Origin of the sequence: Blautia sp. AF19-13LB, from assembly GCF_003479105.1 — a bacterium.
Lineage (GTDB): Bacteria > Bacillota > Clostridia > Lachnospirales > Lachnospiraceae > Fusicatenibacter > Fusicatenibacter saccharivorans.
The window spans coordinates 15201-32911 of record NZ_QUGO01000001.1; the positions used below are offsets into that span (position 1 = coordinate 15201).

Sequence of the window (17711 nt, forward strand, 5' to 3'; positions counted from 1 at the left end):
TCCTCTATGTCCTCTTGGTATGCGTTCCCCGTCGCGTTTACGCGGCGTGCTATCTGGTTGACGTTGACACCGATTTTTTGTATCTCTGCGGTCATAGCCTTTATGTCGGCGTGGTCTATCTGAATGATATATCCGTCAATGGCAATCTTCCGCAGATACGCCGCCATGTTCCGGGTGGGTACGAGCTTCATTTTTTCCAGTATTAAATCCCGTTCCGCTTCCGTCACTCTGAATTTGATTTGTACCGTCCTTTTGCGTCCGTCCATGTATTCGCTCCTTTCCTTTCCGTTCCGAGGGTTTGGGACACTTCCCAACAAGCAATTTTCAACCGACGCGCCGCAGCGCGGGAGGGGGAAAATACGGAAGTGGGTACCCGCTTCCTATGCTTGCTACGAATGTTTTTATCCTTTAGGCTCTTATCCCCTACTACGGAGAAAAAGCGATTTTGCCAAACTTCCGCAAAAGAAAAACGCTGCAATCTCAAAAAAGATTACAACGCTCTCTAAATCCTGTTCAGTTTTAAGCCGGACATTCCTATTCGCCCTCTTTTTCGACTTCGGAAATCTCTTTTGCCGTTGCGGTCACAATCCATATGCCTGTATCGCTCATACCGTCAAGGAGCGCGTCAAGCTGCCGCCGCTTTGTGTCCTTTGCAGCGGGCGTGTCTAACAGGAATTGGTCTACGGATATATGGTAACGCTGTATCAGCTCAAAGAATATCTGTAAACTTGGGTGCTGCCCCTTGTTCTCAATGTTCGCAAGGTAGCGCGGCGAGATAAACATTTCGTCGCCTACTTTCTTGCGGCTTTCCTTGCGTCCTTCACGCGCTGCCTTTATCGCTGCCCCAAAAGCCTTGAAGTCGTATTTTGGTACTGGTCTTTTTGCCATAGTTATTCACCCTCTTACATTTTACTGTTCCCCTTTCTTCTTGGATATGTCTACATAGTTCTATCAGTTAGCCAAAATAATTCATATATATATATGTTGACAACAAGCTGCTTTTGTATATAATATTATATAAAAGGGGGGGAATGTTTATGTTACATAGCATGCGTATTCGATAAGCATTGAAATCAAAAAAGATTTTTCCCATTTTCAATATGGGCTTTTTTGTCATGCTTATTTTGCGTATGCTATACAACAAAACTAACGACGTATAGACATAGTATAAAAACTATGCCTTAATTTTGTTGTAGTATTATATGTATAAATGCAGGTCAATGCTCATGTTGAGAATTGACCTGCATTTTTTTGCGCAAAAGGAGAAATATTATGCTTGAAAAATATTGGATAAAATGTCCAATTTGTAACGGAAAGACGAGGGTTCAAGTATTTTATAATACGGTATTAAGAAATTTTCCTCTTTTCTGCCCTAAATGTAAATTAACGCATATCGTTGATGTTGAAAAACTAGAAATCATAATCAAAAACTCTGAAAAACAAACTTTTTAATTTTGAAAAGGAAGGATATTTAAATGAAACACTTACCTAAAAGTACACCTACGGAAATATTGAATGACCCATACGGATTTACTTACAAAGAAATGTCGGAAGTAATTGGAGAGGATAAAGCAAGAGCCTTATATACGGAATTGTATAAACAGCCATTTCACAAAGAAAATCTATCAATATCAACAAAAAAAGTCTATAAAAGTAGCGATACTGAAAAGTATGTTTATGAATTGAAAGATAACAGGTATATTGAAACGGTTTTTATTAAACGGCGAGATGGTGGGACTGTTTGCGTAAGTACGCAAGTTGGTTGTTCTGTTGGCTGTATTTTTTGTGAGTCCGGACGCAATGGTTTTGTTCGTAATCTAACACCGTCTGAAATTGTGCAGCAGGTTGTATTGATACGTCAAAAAGTAAATCGTATCGTTTTTATGGGAATGGGAGAACCTTTATTCAATTACGACAACTTGATTGCAGCAATCCATATTCTTCGAGATAGAAATGGACTTAACTTTCCAACCGACGGCATTACCGTATCAACAGTTGGTCCAGTTAATCAATTAAAAAAATTGCGCGAAGAACATCTAAAAATTCAGTTGACAATATCTTTACATGCAGCAACACAGGCTGCGAGAAACTGTATCATTCCTCATATGCACATGTACGCTATTGAAGATGTTGTTAAGCAAGCATTGTCCTATTCTCAAAGGCATAATCGAAAAGTGGTATTTGCGTATTTGCTTTTACCAGGTATAAATGACCGTTCCTCAGATATAAGGCAACTTGCAAAATGGTTTAAGGGCAAAAATGTTATGATTAACGTGCTGCAATACAACCCGACGAGTAATTCAAAAATTAGAGCACCACAAAAACAAGAAATGGTTGCGTTCAAACATCAATTAGAGCAAACAGGACTTGAAGTTACCATGAGAGTTTCTCATGGTAGAGAGATTAAAGCAGCTTGTGGACAGTTAGCTAATACATATAATAAAGCCAAAAAACAACAGAAATAATTTAATTAAAAGAGCCAGACGCACAGACGCAGAGCCGATAATATGCAGTTTGAAATACTGCTGTTATCGGCTCTTTTTTGATTTTAATTTGTGCCCCTAATAACCATATTGGAGCAAAATCAGAACTGTTGCTTGTCGTTCTTTGATTTCCGCAGCAGCTTTGAAAAATCAAAGCCGCCGTTTCTTTTTATCTTCTAATGAAATGACGCGGTATCACTGTTAAAAGCGGCGGCTAAAGGAGGTAGCCGCCATGAAGCACATACCCTATCGACAAAATCCGACGGTCATTGACATATCAAAAAAAGCCCGACCACCGCCGGGAACCTCTCTACCCTTGACTATGAACTGTCTAATCATCTAAATACTGCTTACAATACCTATACGCCTGTCCGGGCTTTTCGGACAGGCGTATTTTGCTGCTCAAAAAATTTTTTGAAAAAATTTCAAAAAATCTTCGGCGTTTTTCAAAAACGCCGTATTGCCCCGCGAAAAGGGGGAAGCACCACCAACTTTCCAACGAGAAAGGAGGTGAGAATGTGGAACCTAATAGCAGGGAGTTTTACAAACAATGTGCTTTTCAGAAGTTTTGTAATACGGTGCTGCACAATGAAGCGTGTGACGCTCACAGGGAGCTGCACAGGCATAAGGCAAGGGAAGTCACCTTTTCCGATTTGCCCTTAGACGAAGCGCGGCAGCTTCATACCTTTGATGAATATTTCAAACGGGAAACCGCCGAAACCGTCTTTGAGAAAGCCGGGAAGAAAATCACGCCGAAGCTGCTTCTTGAAGCAATCCGTACTTTGCCGGAAGAAAAGCGCAAAGCCGTACTCCTGTACTATTTCGAGGGAATGAACGACACCGAGATTGCGAAGTTGTTCAATACATCGAGAAGCACGATACAGTACAGGCGGACAAGCTCTTTTGAGAAATTAAGAAAATATCTGGAGGAAAATGCTGATGAATGGGACGAATGGTAACGAACCCGGCTACCCGGAAAATGCCCTTGTTCCCTATCCTGTCATTGTGGCAGCGACAAAGGGTGACCCGGACGCCATGAAGATTGTCTTGCAGCATTTTAGCGGCTACATAGCCCGCCTCTCCATGCAGAAGCTGTACGACGAGCGCGGGAACGTCTATTTCGGCGTAGACCACGACATTCGGGAACGGCTGCAAGCAAAACTGATGATGGCTGTCCTCACCTTTAGGACAGAGGAATAACCGCAACGGCGGCGGGACGCTTTCTCTCACCCCCTTTTCCGTTCCGCTGTTGACGCGGGTAGCACAGCCATTTTGAACCTTGAAAAAGAAAGCGGCGCAAGATAACGGCGGCGCAGCATAGGGCAAATCGGATACGTTCCTTTTGCGTCGAGCCATACGGCGGGTGCGCCATGACGCTATCCGGGCGAGGTTATCACCGCCCGGACAGCCGAGCGACCAACACCGCGCCGGAAAGCAAGTGTAGCGGTTTGCGGGCAACGACACGCAGAATATACAATGATACTTCCTTACAGCCACAGTCCGAGCGTTAAGAGCGTCGCAGGCAATGGGTAGGGCTGCATGAGAACCATGCCGGGGTGAAATTCCCATGAGGTTATGCTAATAACCGTCCGATTAAAGCCTTTGTTTTATTGAATAGTGGACTTGCTGCTATTCATAGACTGTATTATATGTTTGCGAAAGAAAGGGGGATTTTCTTTGACGCAAAACCAAACGCCCGTTACCACAACGGAGCATAAAATCGGAAAAGTTACTTACCTTGTATGTTCGTCTGCAAGTGAACGCGCAACGGACACACTGGATAAAAAGATAAAAAAGCTCATTCGCAAAGACATGGAGCTGAACCCCGCAAACGCCCGAAAATAGGGCGTTTCTTCACATTTTATACATGACACAGGCAGCGGTATGTGGTATAATATAGACAGTACAAATACCATGCTTGTCTGTCGTCGGAAAGGAGGACAAAATGTTACAGACAGACAAGATTACCGCTTTATATTGCAGATTGAGCCAGGAAGATATGCAGGCCGGGGAAAGCGAGAGCATACAGAACCAAGAGCTGATTTTACAAAAGTACGCTGACGAACACCACTTTTTCAATACGCGCTTTTTTGTAGACGACGGATTTTCCGGCGTGAGTTTCGAGCGTGAGGGGCTTCAAGCCATGCTGCATGAGGTTGAAGCCGGGAACGTGGCGACCGTCATAACAAAAGACCTTTCCCGTCTGGGACGCAATTATCTGAAAACCGGCGAACTGATAGAGATTGTTTTCCCCGAATATGAAGTGCGCTACATTGCCATTAACGACGGTGTAGACACAGCGAGGGAAGATAACGAGTTTACCCCTCTGCGGAACTGGTTCAACGAGTTTTACGCCCGCGACACCTCAAAGAAAATCCGGGCTGTTAAACAGGCAAAGGCACAGAAAGGCGAGCGTGTCAACGGCGAAGTGCCGTATGGTTACATAGCCGACCCAAACGACCGCAATCATCTATTGCCCGACCCGGAAACGGCGCACATTGTAAAACAGATTTTCGCTATGTATGTGCGCGGCGACCGTATCTGCGAAATCCAGAACTGGCTACGGGAACATGAGGTACTTACTGTTTCAGAACTGCGCTACCGTCGTTCCGGCAGTTGCCGCCACCCGCGCCCGCACCCGACCTGTATTTATAACTGGCCGGATAAGACACTGTATGATATTCTTGGACGCAAAGAATATTTGGGGCATACCATTACGGGCAAGAGCTATAAGGTATCTTACAAATCGAAAAAGACGAAAAAGAACCCGGAGGAAAAGCAATACTTTTTCCCCAACACGCACGAACCTTTGATTGACGAAGAAACCTTTGACCTTGCACAGAAACGGATTGCTACCAAACACCGCCCTACAAAGGTTGATGAAATTGACATTTTTTCGGGACTTCTCTTTTGTGGGGATTGCGGCTATAAAATGTATCTGCAACAGGGAGCCGGGACACTGGAACGCAAACACGCCTACACTTGCGGAAAGTACCGAAACAGGATAAGGACTGGCGAGCTTTGCACTACCCATTATATCCGAAAGAGCGTCCTTAAAGAACTTGTCCTTGCTGATTTACAGAGGGTGCTGTCCTATGTGAAAGAGCATGAACAGGAGTTTATCGAAACCGCCAACGAGTGCAGCGCAAAGGCAGTACAAAAGACGCTGACACAGCAGCGGAAAGAGCTTGACAAGGCGCAGAGCCGCATTAGCGAGCTGAACATCTTATTCCGCAAGCTCTACGAGGACAACGCTTTAGGGAAACTTTCTGATGAACAGTTTGCTTTTCTGACTTCCGGCTATGATGAAGAAAAAAAGACGCTGACCCGGAGGATTGCGGAGCTGTCACAGGAAATCGACAACGCCACCGAGCGCAGCGCGGACGTGAAAAGGTTTGTCGCACTGGTACGCAGATACACCGCCATTACCGAACTGACCTACGAAAACGTCCATGAATTTATTGACCGTATTCTTATTCACGAACTGGATAAGGAAACGAACACCCGCAAAATCGAAATCTTTTATAGCTTTGTCGGCAGAGTTGATACGGGCGACAAGCCTACCGAAAGTATCTCCTATTTCAGACAGATAGGAGCCGACGTAAAGAGTTATGCTATCTAACATACATCAAAAAGAGGTAAGATAACGCCCTCTGCAAAAAAGGTTACGTTATCTTACCTCAACAAAGTTCGTCCCCGTATAACCGTCATCCACCAGAATTTTCAGGTTTGTATACCCGTGGTTACGGGCATATCGGGTTAAATACTCTCGCTGATTTGCGATACTGTTACTCTCTCCATCTTGGGCATCCTCATTGCTCAAACGACAGTAGAGAATGGTAATTTTCTGCTGATCCAACATAATATCCTCCTTCGGTTGTTGGTCAGCCGACAGTACCGTTGTGCATACTGGAATTATATCATGCTTTTGTGTCGCAGTCATTAACAAATCACCCCCTTGTCAGAAAAAATGAGCCGTTTTACCTTGTCGGCAAGCGGCTCATTCCCGTCACATTCTGTTTCAATCACATACCATGTGTTCCCGATCTTACGCTCAATGGTTTTGCGGAAAGAAGACTGCGCTGTTTCCCAATGCTTGCGGCATTCTTCCAAAAAATCAATGGGCGGCTCAAAAATCGGGTCGAAGCAGGAGTAAATATCAATATAGCCGATGGCATCATTGATTTCTTCCATCGGGGCATCTTCCATAATCATCTTGTTAATTTCCTCTACGGTTTTATTCATAGGCAAATAGTTCCTTTCTTAAATTTCCATATCCTGCCTACGCTTACGGGCAGGGTGCTTATGTTCCTGTGTTTCCTTTCCTCTGGCGAGAATGGCATGAACAAAAGCCCAAACCCTTTCAGACGCAATCTCTATCGCATCCAAGAAAGGCTGGGCTTTCTGTTTCAGTTCCATATATTTTTCGTTTACTGCTTCATACCGCTGTTTCCAGATGGAAATTGTTTTTTCAGCAGAAGCCAGTTTCTCTTTCAAACGCTTATTGTCAGCATTGGCAATAATGCCGTTGACCGCATAGCGTTTGAGTGTATCGCACTGATCCGGCGTGAGCGAGACATTTCCGGTGAGGGCATTTTTCTTGCCCATTTCCTCAATATCCTGCACCGTCAGCGCAATGGTCTTTGCTGCCTTGGTTTCCTTTTGCAGAGCTTCCAGTTTCTTTTTCTGCTTCTCCGTAGCAGCCTTGGCATCCGCCAAACTCTGCTCGGCCTGTTCCACCTGTCCGGTCACAGTTTCCAGGCGGTGCTGTTCGGCCTGTACCTTGAACTGTGTCACCGTCAGATGTTCCTCGGTACTGCCACGCTCTCCACGCTCCACATCGGTATATCCGGCGGCTCGCATGAAATTAAAAAAGTCATCCTGCAGCACACTGTAGGACGACTTCAAAATCTTTTTCCCTTTTGCGTTCAACATCGGATTGCCATCTTCATTGAGAACGGGTTTGGATTCCCATTTCTTACTGCGGCTGACCTGTGTGATCGTTTCTTTTACCGTTCCCCGGAGGAATTCATCCTTGCACCGCTTCGACCACAGGATTTGCTTTTCCACCACCGGGATATAAACCACATGGAGGTGGTAGTGATACACATCCTCGCCCAGGGCTTCGGACATTGCCCGGTTGCGCTCATCGGCGTGCATCACAGCGGAGAGGATATACTGCTCGCCGCCCACAATCTCCACGGCGGCTTTGTAGGCATCGGCATAGAACTGTTTGGCATATTCATAGCCGCCGTGGTTGTGGAAGTAGGCAGAGTTTACATCAAACAGCAGCTCCCCATATTTCACCGCATCGGCTTTCAGACCACGGGTGGAGATAACACCATCTGCAATCATCTGATCGAACATGGCGGCATAGCTGTCGGTAGGTTTCTTGAAGTGGACATTGCGGTGGGTCTGGGTGGTATCAATATCTTGATTGGAGTAGCTGTCTTTTTCTCGCTCGTTATGCTCCTGAACTTTCGCCACATCGTCGAGGGTGGGCAAGTCCTGGTTACGGGCAAAGGTACGGTCAATTCCATCGTTTCTTGCCATAGGTTTTTTCCTTTCTTTCGAGAGTAGCAGACGGGCGGGGCTGCGGGGATGCACTTCTGCGGAAGTGTAATAACCCACTATAACACTTTCATCCATTCTGGCTGCAAAGTGCCGTGGGCTCTCCCGAGGGGGTATGCGGTCACTGCGGTGACCTCTGCTGACCAAGGCAAAATGTCTGCAACTTTTCCCATGGTCAGCCCGTCTGCATGAAGCTGTTCTGCGGAACGTTTCTTGCAGACGTTGGCAGCGTCTTTCACTGCCATCCATAGGCAGCACTGCGGTGTGCCTATGGGGACGGGAGATGCGAGGGGCTGTTGCCGGGGGCATCACTTCTCCCGTCTTTGCTGCCATACAATGTCGCATCCCAGCACATCGGCAAGCTCCAATACTTCCTTGTATCGGATGCTTTCCCGCTGTAATTTTGCGGACAGGTTGGAAACGCTGTCGCTCCATCCGTACTCGTCCGAGAGCAGGTCAACAACTTCCTGCATGGTCATCCCAGCACGGATGATCTGTGCCTTGATTTCATTGCGTACATTCATATTGAAAAATCCTTCATAATTCTGTTTGTGGTTCGGTACAATCTCTGCACCCCAAAACGGAACAGATACACCGAACAGTGAAAAATCTGCAATCTCTGAAATCCGTTCAGAATTTTGCTTGTGATGTCCTGTCCATATATGACCATATCCCGCTTTACTGTTTCGTGTGATTTGGTCTGGAAAAATGAAAACATCTATTGTTCCGTGAACAGGGTACACGGTTCAGAGAAGCACGATTTCGTGAAATAGCTTCGTCCTGCGGTCAAAAACTTTGCTGTTTCCATTGCCATTGATTTTCAATACCCGAAAACAGGTTGTCTCTGAAAGCCGTTGTTTCCTATAATGGGAGAAAACAGGGGTAAATGCTGCGTACATACGTACAGAGCATGACTGGCAAAATCAATCCCGCCATTCCTCCGGTACGTACGTACATGACGAAACATCGTAAAACCCATTTATATGAGGTCTTGCCACAGCTTCCACACCCATAAATCCCCACACCCGCCGTCCGGCAGAGTTGGTGATGTTGTTGCAATGTTCCAGATTGAATCTCCCGGCATTGGCAATCATGGCGTCGCTGAAGCTGCGGGCTTTCAGCGGTGCAAGGGAATTTTCTTCGCACCACATCCGGTAGATTTCATAGAAATCCTTGGAGCTGATGGACGCATCCGCTTTGCACCGGATGTATCCCTCCGATTCCATGAAATCAAAGATATTATTATTGTCACGCTTGACCGCTTCCCGGTTTTCCCGGATACGGTCACTCTCTGTGAATTTGAAGTTGTTGGCAACAAGCCGCTGCAATCCCTCCAATGCCCACAGGAAGATGCCCTCGGCTTCGGCTTTCATCTTCTCCGCAAGGTCAGGATCATCAGCTCTATCCACAGGCTTTTCCTTGGTGGTCAGCACAAGCTGTCTGCGATAAAATCCGTCACTGCGATCATAAAGAGCTTGCAAATCACCGTTGCTGAACGCAAGCAGCCGGGCGAACATCCAGCCCTGATAACTCTGCTTGCCCTTGCGTTCCAAATCCATCTTGCCCTGTGCTGTCACGATGGATTTCACATAGTTGGTCTGGCGCAGAGCTTCCATCCGCATATCATCATCCACGCACAAGAGGATATGTTCCAGATCGGCACGGGCAAAGCGGTTTTCGGAAATCTTTCCGATGCTGCCGTCTTTCATATTCATGCCAAAGATTGCCGAAAGCACCGCACCGATTTGGGATTTACCCTCGCCGCCGTTGCCCTTAATCACCATCATGCGCTGTCCTTTGTTGGAGGGAATCAGGCAGTAGCCGATAAACTCCTGCAAAGTGGGAATGTCCTCTGTATGAAGCAGGTCATCCAGAAAGTTCAGCCAGACCACAGGAGCAGGAGCATCGGGATTGTAGGCAACAGGCAGACGGCTCCGCACGATAGCAGGTCTGCCCTCAGTGAATGTTCCGTTCTGCAGCAGCGTACCGTTGGCAACATGAATCCGATCCTGCTCCGGAGGAAAGTCAGGCACTTGTGCTTCCAGTTTCAGCACCTCCAGAATATTGGTGATCTTCCGGGGGATGTTGTTCACGGCACAGAATTTCAGCTTGTCGTAAATCTCACCCCGGAGAGGGAGATCGTCTGTTACCCGACCATCGGGCGTAAAAAAAGCTCCGTTTGCGAAGATGATTCTGCGCTCACGCAGAAATTCTTCACAGAACAGAGCTTCATTGATGTTCTGCCCGTCAAACCAGATCGGCAGATTCATATCCGGCATTTTACCTTTCTTCCCCATGGGACAACCCCTCCTTTCGTTTCCGTGCCACATAGTTCCGAAGGAAAGCAATCTTGCTCTCCTTCATTAGCTCGTCCACCACGGCAACCCGTTCTTCTAAATCACCGACTGTCAAAATATCTGCCAGATATTCGATATAATCAATCATCTGGCAGGCTTCCACAAAACGGTCATCCAGATCATCGTCCGGTGTTTTCGGTGCATATCGCACTTTCCAATCTTCCAGCAGATGCAGATAATCCATCAGCACCCGGAAGCACAGCATTTCGTCCTCCCGAAACTGACGGATATAGGGACGTTTGGGCTTGAGCATAGCTGCGGAAGTGGGCGGTTTCGGGTCAAGCCCAAAATCCGAAGCCAGCTTTTGTGCTGCTTCATAGCTGCTCAGATCGAACGACCTTGCCACGAAGTCGATCACATCCCCCTTGACTCCGCAGCCAAAGCAGAAGAAATAATCCTCATTCAGCCTCATGCTCGGATGCCTGTCATTGTGGAACGGGCAGCAAGCCATGCCGTTTCGGTTGACTTTCAGCCCGTAGTGTTCGGCGGCTTGCTTTACGCTGATTGCCACCTTGATGGTTTCATAGATTGTCATAGAAAACCTCCGTTCATAGTATTCAGAAAGCACGAAACACCCGCCGTGATTGGCAGGTGCTTCGCTCCGTCTACTATTGTTATGCCGGATTTTTCAAAAAACAGGCTAATCGGTGGACAACCCCATTTCAAAAAACAGGACAGCTTTTCGGAGGATGTAGATTTCTTCACATTTGCATGATATAATGAAAGAAATGAAAAAACAGGACAGGAGAGCAAGCATGAATCAAGAATTGATGACATTGGATTTTTGGCAGGATACAATCATATATGAGGACAAAGCACTTCCTATCGGCACTCTTGCCTGTGATGCGCTGAATGTTTCGGCGGATACTCTTGCCAAAATGAATGAACAATGCCAGAAAATTAATCTACTGCTTGGAATGCTGAACGCCGGACAGGACGCTTCTGCACTCTTTCCTATGGCAAGGGAAGCTGCATTGACAATGTTAGAGATTCTCAGCAAAACGCCGCCGTTCTCCTATATGGATATACCAAAGCACCGGGAACGGATAGAAAAGGTTTTTACTGCGGACAGCGCACAAAAATATGTGGAGTTTGCTACAAAAGCTGCAACCAATTCTTTACCGTTTGAAGAAGTTCCGAAATATGCTGATGCGGCGATGCTCCAACGTTATACCGCTGTATTCGGACATTTGGCATATTCTCTTAGGGAATACCAAACCGCAGTGCTTGATTTTGCGGAAAAATCAGACAGCAACGAAGCAGACCGTACCGCAGAGGGCTTTGCAAAAATGTTCGGCAGCTATTTCCCGCCGGAGTTTTCTATCACGGAGGGCAATGCCTGGATGTCTGTTGCGAACAACTCTATTCAGTATGTGACAACTGTCCGTCCCGGCGAGGATGTGGCGAAGCTCGTCAAACGGATGCACTATGTATCCTTTGTGGGAATGTTCCGTTCTGATCTCTTTGAGGGCTTGTGTGTTGGTCATGCACCGAAAAAATGCCGGATCTGCGGCAAATGGTTTCTGACCACCAACGCAAGGCACACCAAATACTGCGGCGGTTATGCACCGGGAGATAAGCTGCACCGCACTTGCCGGCAGATCGGCAATCTGAAAGGCAGAGAACAGCGGGAGCTTGCGGACGATCATCCGCTGAAACAGATTTATGAGAAGCGGCTGAACACCATAAACCGCTATGTGAAGCGTGGTACTCTGGACGCTGATCTTGCAGAGGTTATGAAGAAACTGGCGAAAGATAAAATGCTCCGGGCCTTGAGCAATGTTGCTTATGCCAAGGGCGATTATGAAAAGGAAATGGGACAGGCTGCCTTGAAAAAGGAAGCTTACAACAAAAAATGACAAGGAGATAATACATGGCACGAAAAGCTGATGTTAAAGGCGGTAATGGTGATGTGGTATTCGATACTGAAACCGGAACTGCGAGAAAATACCTTCGAAATACGTCTACCGTTGAAAAAGTCGCACGCTTCAAACGAGAACTTGCTGTATTTCAGGAATTATGCAAGAATCCAATTCCCAATGTTGTTGAGGTGACGGATGTTTATATTAACGAGGATAAAATTGCTGAATCTTATGTTGAAATGAAAAAATATGACGGTTCGGTATACGATATACTCGAAGTTACCAAAGGGAATGTTAAATTAGCATTTGAACTGCTTTTGCCGGTCATCAAAGCACTCTATACACTTTCAACCGGAAATCCGCCCTTGTATCACAGAGATATAAAGCCGGATAATATCTTGTTTTTGAAAAAAGGTGATGAATACACACTGTATCTTACAGATTTTGGAACGTGTTTTCTTAACGATGGGAGCGAACGACTGACACCGGAAACTATGGCAGTTGGTCCCAGGATGTATATTGCCCCAGAATACGAAACAGGTCGTGTAGAGGAAGTAACTGAAAAAGGAGATATATTTTCTTTGGGTAAAGTTCTTTGGTGTATGATCAATGGTGAGCCGGAGGACTTTATGCCTTCAAACTTCTGGTTTGTTGATGAATATGATTTGACCAAGCGTTTTCCCGGAAATGCTGATATGATTGTTGCTAATACAATTATTGCATCATGTTTGAATATTGCTCCTGATGAGCGCTGCGCATATTCAAGTTTGATTGGACAGATTGAGAACTTCATTGCAGAGGGCAATATGACGCCAGGGGAAGAAGAACAGTATCGAGTACGAGTATATCAAGAGAAACGGAATTTAGAACTCTTGGAGATAAAAGAAAAGAATCGGCTAATTGTAAATTCCTTTAGTCAGTATTATATAAAGGCGTTAGAAGAATTACTGAATACATACCCTGATTTTGAGCTGATTCAAAAACTCTACGATGAATACCGTAAAAATTCAAAGGATGGCATTGATTATACATCCGTAAATGTTGAAAACAATGCCAGCCATTATCTCTATAGCGGAACTTATGACCGAATCTATTTTTCAATTAATTATGAACCCGCTCGTGGAACTGATAGGTATTGCAGCATCACGATAAAATACACAATAGATAGTTGGAAGACGATACGGTTCTATTATTCCGAAGATGGTACGATTTTAAGTGACCATAACGGCGTAGTAAAGCTGATGTGCGTAGAATCATTGTATAATATTTTGAACTCCATAATCATGGAATACATTTCATAAAACAGAATGGCATACAGAAGGGAGGTGCGCTATGCTGAATGATTTTACATGGAATATGACCGGATACATACCAAAATACCAAGTCAATCCGCACGGTGACGGCATCATTCCCTATGTGGCAGAGCGCATCTTCCAACTGGAACCGGAGCCGCCATCAGTGGGCAATCTGAACGAATATATCCTGTCTGCTTTGCATGAAAAGAATTTGCTACATTTTTCGTTCTTTCTACATCACTACGAGCCGCAGCTTAATAAGCGCATCAAGAGCTTTCTTGGTGTGGATGGCGGCGATTTGTACGATACAGACCGTTTTCTGGATATAAAACTGTCCTGCCGGGAGCAAATGCTCCAAAAGCTGATGGACTATGATCCTGCCAAGGGTGCGGAGTATGCTACATACATTTTTCCGTTCATCCGGGATGCTATGCTCCGTTTCCGCATGGGCGAAGAAAAATGGTCGGTATCCTCTCTGACTAATTACAAAATGGTGCGGTCAATGGCTTGGCTGTACCACAATACCAAGGATGCGGTCAACGAGTTTTCCAAGAAATACAACTGTGATCTTGCTCTTGCCGAAGAATATCTGAAAGTTGTCCGAGGTATCCGCAATCAGCAGCCATTCTATGTGACAGACGAGGACGGCGAGGAAACTGGCGAAGATGTCGCCCTTGACGATAGTTGGAACTATACCGACATCCTCTGGAACGGCATACAGGCAGAAAAGGTGCAACGGGCATTTGAGAAACTGAATTACCGGGAGCAGACCTTGCTCGAAAAACGGTTAGCAATTTGCATGACCTGTGGGCGTGTTGGCTCATGGAAGAACCGCCCCACCTTTGAAGACCTGGCGGTTATGTTTGAGGGAAGCACAGCCAGCGGTGCAGAGCGGGCTTACCGGAAAGCGATGGATAAGCTGACAGAGCTTCTGGTTGCCGAGGGTGCTATCCATGCAGTCCGGCTGAAACAGAAATCCAAAACCAAGCGCAAAAAGAAAATCACCGCCGCAATCTACGAATACCAGGCAGACTGCGACGGCGAATGGGGCGAAATATCAGTTGATTTTGAGAACGGCACAGCAGAAATCATTCGGCTTGCTGATTGGGATACAATTAAAACGAACTGGTTTGCCAATGAGGCGATCCGGTATATTTTATCATTGTCGCCTGATGCTCTTAAAAAATATATGCTCGTCCCCCTTGAGCCGCCACTTATATCCTGAATCCTTACAACAACTGTAAGTGGTATTTGCTGTGTTCCCATGCTATCATTTTATTACAAATGATAGGAGGTATTCACATGAAACCCATTTTGAATATTGAAAATTTAACAAAAATCTATGGCAATGTGCCAAGTCAAACAAAGGCACTGAATGGGATCACCTTCCAGGTGATGCCGGGAGAGTTTCTCGGCATTATGGGAAGCAGTGGTTCCGGTAAATCCACGCTTCTCAACTGTATTGCAACTGTGATTCAGCCCACCGGTGGGAGCATTCAGGTGGAAGGCGATACTCTGCAATCCCTCAAGGGAAAGGCTCTTGCAGAGTACCGTGGCAAAAAAGTTGGTTATCTATTCCAGAACTTTGAATTGCTGGACAACCTGACTGGCAGGGAAAACATCCTGCTCCCGACTTCCTTGCATGGGGTATCCGAAGCAGAAAGCAGCCAGCGGCTGAAGCAGTTGGCTGACTATCTGGAAATCACTGATGTTCTGGATAAGTTTCCGTCCAAGATGTCCGGCGGCCAGCGTCAGCGTGTTGCGGCAGCAAGGGCTCTGATCTTACATCCCCAAATGATCCTTGCCGATGAACCGACGGGTGCGCTGGATTCTAAGAACGCAAGAAGTCTTATGGAGAAGCTGTCCGGCCTGAATCGTGACGAACAAGCTACGATCCTGATGGTAACCCATGATTCCAATGCCGCCAGCTTTTGCAAGCGCATTCTGTTCATCCAGGACGGCGTGATCTTTCATGAGCTTCGGCGTGGAGACGAAAGCCAGCAGGAGTTCTACGGGCGCATCCTGAAGGTGATGGCGCAACTGGGAGGGGGCAGCGCAAATGTTCTCTAATCTCATTCTTCGGAACAGCCACCGCAGCCGAAAGGAAAACGGTCTGTTTTTCAGCTCCCTGGTGATTTCTATTGTTGCCTTTTACATGATTCTTTCCATCTCCACTCAAGATGTGATGCTCTTTTTGCAGAAAATGGAGAGTGACGCAGTTGACAAACTCCTGCTTCTGATTCCTGCGTTTTATGGGATGACCCTCGGTATTCTGTTCTTTTTGATCTATTTTGCCTGCAAGTATCAGTTCGAGCGCAGACGGCATGAGTTTGGTGTTTATCTAATGTTGGGGATGCGTAGAAGTAAACTGTTTGGTATGCTTCTGGCGGAAGATTTCCTGACCAGTATTCTTGCCATGCTCATAGGCTTACCTGTGGCTGTGGTGCTTTCAGAAATTGTCAGTCTTGTCACCGCCAAGCTGGTAGGCATGGGGATCATCGGTCATCAGTTTTCTTTATCCTGGTCTGCAATTGAATGGACGCTGGCAGGATTTCTGGCAATTAAGCTGACGGCACTTCTGATTTTGAGTGGACGAATCAGCCGCCAGGAGATCGGTACTTTGCTATCCCAGCCAACGAACCGCCCCAAAAAGCAAATGCCATCTGTTATCTATGGACTGGCTGCTATATGCGGAAGTGTGATGTTGGCAGTGGCTTACTACATGGCGATTCAGGGAATTGCATGGACAAAGGTAAGTATGATGGGACTGACTTTGCTGTTGGGCATAGTTGGTACGATGCTGCTTTTCTATGGGATGCGTGCGCTGATTGCTTTGATTGTTAAGAAAGGAAAAGGAAATAAGCAGCTTCATGTATTTACCTTCCGGCAGATTCAGGAGAATGTTATTCATCAGTCAACCTCCATGGCCATCAGCTCCCTGCTGATTCTGGCGGCGCTGTGTTGTTTTGGTGCGGGCGTAGGAATTGCAGGAACGAATAGCCTGTCTTCTGGCCATGTAATCGACTATACTTTTGAAGATCATACTGCAGAAGATTCATCGCAGGTTCTTCCGAATATAAAGGCAGCCCTGAAAGAAAACGGTTTGGAAAATCAATTTTCAGAGCTTTTTGAAATGAGGGTTGGGCGTATTCGCACCACAGAAGATTATGATAATGCCTACAGCATGGACGCTGTTATGGACTCTCTTCGGAGCCTGCCCCAGTCGGAAGACCGGGATGTCCTTCTGAACAATCTTGGTTATGCCACATACCCATATTTGATTTGTTTATCGGACTATAATCGTTTGTTGGAATTGTCCGGCAAACCGGCTCTCCAATTAGGCGAAAAGGAGGCCGCTGTCTATATTGATACAGAGTTTACTACGGTAAGCCGTACCGCAATGCTGAACCAAGTATTGGCCGGACAGCCCAAGGTGGAACTGGATGGTAGTCCGATTCATCTTACAGGAGAGGTTCAGTCTGTGAATTTGGTCACGGACCGTTCTATAACCTTGTCCTTTGCATTGATTCTTCCGGATGAAGCATTCCTATATTATAGCCAGGGAATGTATGATACCTATGTCAATGCGGTGCTCAGTGAGCAGGCTCTGGATGGAAATAGCCTTATGACTGCATATTTGGATTTGAACGAGAAGCTGGACGAAACTGGCATTGAATATGAAAGCTATCTTCAGAATATAGGTCGTCAGCTTTTCTACACCATAGCATCCAGTTATATTACCCTCTATCTTGCGATTGTTTTCCTGGTAGTTGCCAACACCATCGTGGGTGTTCAGTTCCTGATGAGTCAGCAGAAAACCGGGCGCAGATACCAGACCCTGATCCGCCTGGGAGCTACTTACGAAACCCTTTGCCAGTCTGCTGGAAAGCAAATTACCTGGTTTATGGGACTTCCTGTATTGGTTGCGGCTGTCAGCAGTCTGTTTGGAGTCAGGGCGTTATTTACAGGGATACTCTCGTCCCGAACCCGTGGGACAGTGTCTGAAATGCTGCTTGTATCTGCTGCTATGATTTTACTACTTTGCGTGATAGAATATATTTATATGAGAGTGGTCAAGCGCTCCAGTGATCGGTATTTGCTGACACTGATGCAGCCGCAGAGAGAAGAATAATTTGGAAGGAG

The 17711-nt window shown here is 46.1% G+C and carries 20 protein-coding genes; 11 read left to right on the plus strand and 9 right to left on the minus strand.

The annotated features are described in order from the left end of the window. Together DWX32_RS00070 and DWX32_RS00075 are read right to left on the minus strand one after the other, a co-directional pair. Positions 1-266: plasmid mobilization protein (locus tag DWX32_RS00070; protein WP_243037529.1), on the minus strand; the 266-nt coding region annotated here is incomplete at its 3' end. Positions 267-534: 268 nt separating this feature from the next. Then, a complete protein-coding gene (locus DWX32_RS00075; RefSeq protein ID WP_118639938.1) occupies positions 535-888 on the minus strand; it encodes a helix-turn-helix transcriptional regulator in 354 nt (117 codons plus the stop codon). Between the two features lie 384 nt (positions 889-1272). On the opposite strand from DWX32_RS00075, the gene DWX32_RS00080 reads away from it, so the two are divergent. The 6 genes from DWX32_RS00080 (at position 1273) to DWX32_RS00115 (ending at position 6105) form a co-directional block, all read left to right on the plus strand. Further along, positions 1273-1452 carry a cysteine-rich KTR domain-containing protein gene (locus tag DWX32_RS00080; RefSeq protein WP_002588768.1) on the plus strand — a complete coding sequence of 60 codons (180 nt, stop codon included), beginning with the start codon at positions 1273-1275 and terminating at the stop codon, positions 1450-1452. A gap of 23 nt (positions 1453-1475) precedes the next feature. Next, positions 1476-2465: a 23S rRNA (adenine(2503)-C(2))-methyltransferase RlmN gene (gene rlmN, locus DWX32_RS00085; RefSeq protein ID WP_002569187.1), complete on the plus strand. Its 990-nt coding sequence runs from the start codon at positions 1476-1478 to the stop codon at positions 2463-2465. 536 nt (positions 2466-3001) lie between these two features. Next, positions 3002-3442 (plus strand): sigma-70 family RNA polymerase sigma factor, encoded by a 441-nt coding sequence (locus DWX32_RS00095; RefSeq protein ID WP_050636981.1) that lies wholly within the window; start codon positions 3002-3004, stop codon positions 3440-3442. Continuing rightward, positions 3423-3683, plus strand: a complete 261-nt coding sequence (locus DWX32_RS00100; RefSeq protein ID WP_118659102.1) for a helix-turn-helix domain-containing protein — start codon at positions 3423-3425, stop codon at positions 3681-3683. Before DWX32_RS00095 ends, DWX32_RS00100 begins: the two co-directional genes overlap by 20 nt. A gap of 417 nt (positions 3684-4100) precedes the next feature. Then, complete coding sequence (locus tag DWX32_RS00110) at positions 4101-4328, plus strand: transposon-encoded TnpW family protein (protein WP_004607973.1); 228 nt, start codon at positions 4101-4103, stop codon at positions 4326-4328. A gap of 100 nt (positions 4329-4428) precedes the next feature. Then, entirely contained in the window at positions 4429-6105 is a 1677-nt protein-coding gene (locus DWX32_RS00115) for a recombinase family protein (RefSeq protein WP_118659103.1), read from the plus strand. Between the two features lie 48 nt (positions 6106-6153). Here DWX32_RS00115 and DWX32_RS00120 read toward each other — a convergent pair whose 3' ends face one another. The 7 genes from DWX32_RS00120 to DWX32_RS00155 all read right to left on the minus strand — a co-directional run bounded on the left by DWX32_RS00120 (position 6154) and on the right by DWX32_RS00155 (position 10946). Further along, on the minus strand, positions 6154-6345 hold the full coding sequence (locus DWX32_RS00120; RefSeq protein ID WP_118594704.1) for a recombinase family protein: 192 nt from the start codon (positions 6343-6345) through the stop codon (positions 6154-6156). An 80-nt stretch (positions 6346-6425) separates the two neighbouring features. Then, a complete protein-coding gene (locus tag DWX32_RS00125; protein ID WP_085531218.1) occupies positions 6426-6728 on the minus strand; it encodes a hypothetical protein in 303 nt (100 codons plus the stop codon). Positions 6729-6746: 18 nt separating this feature from the next. Beyond that, entirely contained in the window at positions 6747-8036 is a 1290-nt protein-coding gene (locus DWX32_RS00130) for a plasmid recombination protein (protein ID WP_117788320.1), read from the minus strand. Between the two features lie 77 nt (positions 8037-8113). Further along, the gene (locus DWX32_RS00135) at positions 8114-8299 is read right to left on the minus strand and encodes a hypothetical protein (protein ID WP_117522849.1); all 186 of its coding nucleotides are present in this window, start codon (positions 8297-8299) and stop codon (positions 8114-8116) included. Positions 8300-8362: 63 nt separating this feature from the next. After that, positions 8363-8578 (minus strand): phosphoribosylglycinamide formyltransferase, encoded by a 216-nt coding sequence (locus DWX32_RS00140; RefSeq protein WP_109258817.1) that lies wholly within the window; start codon positions 8576-8578, stop codon positions 8363-8365. 399 nt (positions 8579-8977) lie between these two features. Further along, the gene (locus DWX32_RS00150) at positions 8978-10351 is read right to left on the minus strand and encodes a DNA primase family protein (protein WP_227143262.1); all 1374 of its coding nucleotides are present in this window, start codon (positions 10349-10351) and stop codon (positions 8978-8980) included. Next, entirely contained in the window at positions 10335-10946 is a 612-nt protein-coding gene (locus DWX32_RS00155) for a CHC2 zinc finger domain-containing protein (protein ID WP_117522847.1), read from the minus strand. Before DWX32_RS00155 ends, DWX32_RS00150 begins: the two co-directional genes overlap by 17 nt. A gap of 220 nt (positions 10947-11166) precedes the next feature. Here DWX32_RS00155 and DWX32_RS00160 point away from each other — a divergent pair, with 220 nt between their 5' ends. The 5 genes from DWX32_RS00160 to DWX32_RS00180 all read left to right on the plus strand — a co-directional run bounded on the left by DWX32_RS00160 (position 11167) and on the right by DWX32_RS00180 (position 17700). Further along, a complete protein-coding gene (locus DWX32_RS00160; protein ID WP_117522886.1) occupies positions 11167-12270 on the plus strand; it encodes a DUF6076 domain-containing protein in 1104 nt (367 codons plus the stop codon). A gap of 14 nt (positions 12271-12284) precedes the next feature. After that, a complete protein-coding gene (locus DWX32_RS00165; RefSeq protein WP_117522846.1) occupies positions 12285-13574 on the plus strand; it encodes a protein kinase family protein in 1290 nt (429 codons plus the stop codon). Positions 13575-13605: 31 nt separating this feature from the next. Then, positions 13606-14793 carry a hypothetical protein gene (locus DWX32_RS00170; RefSeq protein ID WP_117522845.1) on the plus strand — a complete coding sequence of 396 codons (1188 nt, stop codon included), beginning with the start codon at positions 13606-13608 and terminating at the stop codon, positions 14791-14793. 77 nt (positions 14794-14870) lie between these two features. After that, the gene (locus DWX32_RS00175) at positions 14871-15638 is read left to right on the plus strand and encodes an ABC transporter ATP-binding protein (protein WP_033121505.1); all 768 of its coding nucleotides are present in this window, start codon (positions 14871-14873) and stop codon (positions 15636-15638) included. Further along, a complete protein-coding gene (locus DWX32_RS00180; protein ID WP_055228677.1) occupies positions 15628-17700 on the plus strand; it encodes an ABC transporter permease in 2073 nt (690 codons plus the stop codon). Before DWX32_RS00175 ends, DWX32_RS00180 begins: the two co-directional genes overlap by 11 nt. Positions 17701-17711: the final 11 nt, after the last annotated feature.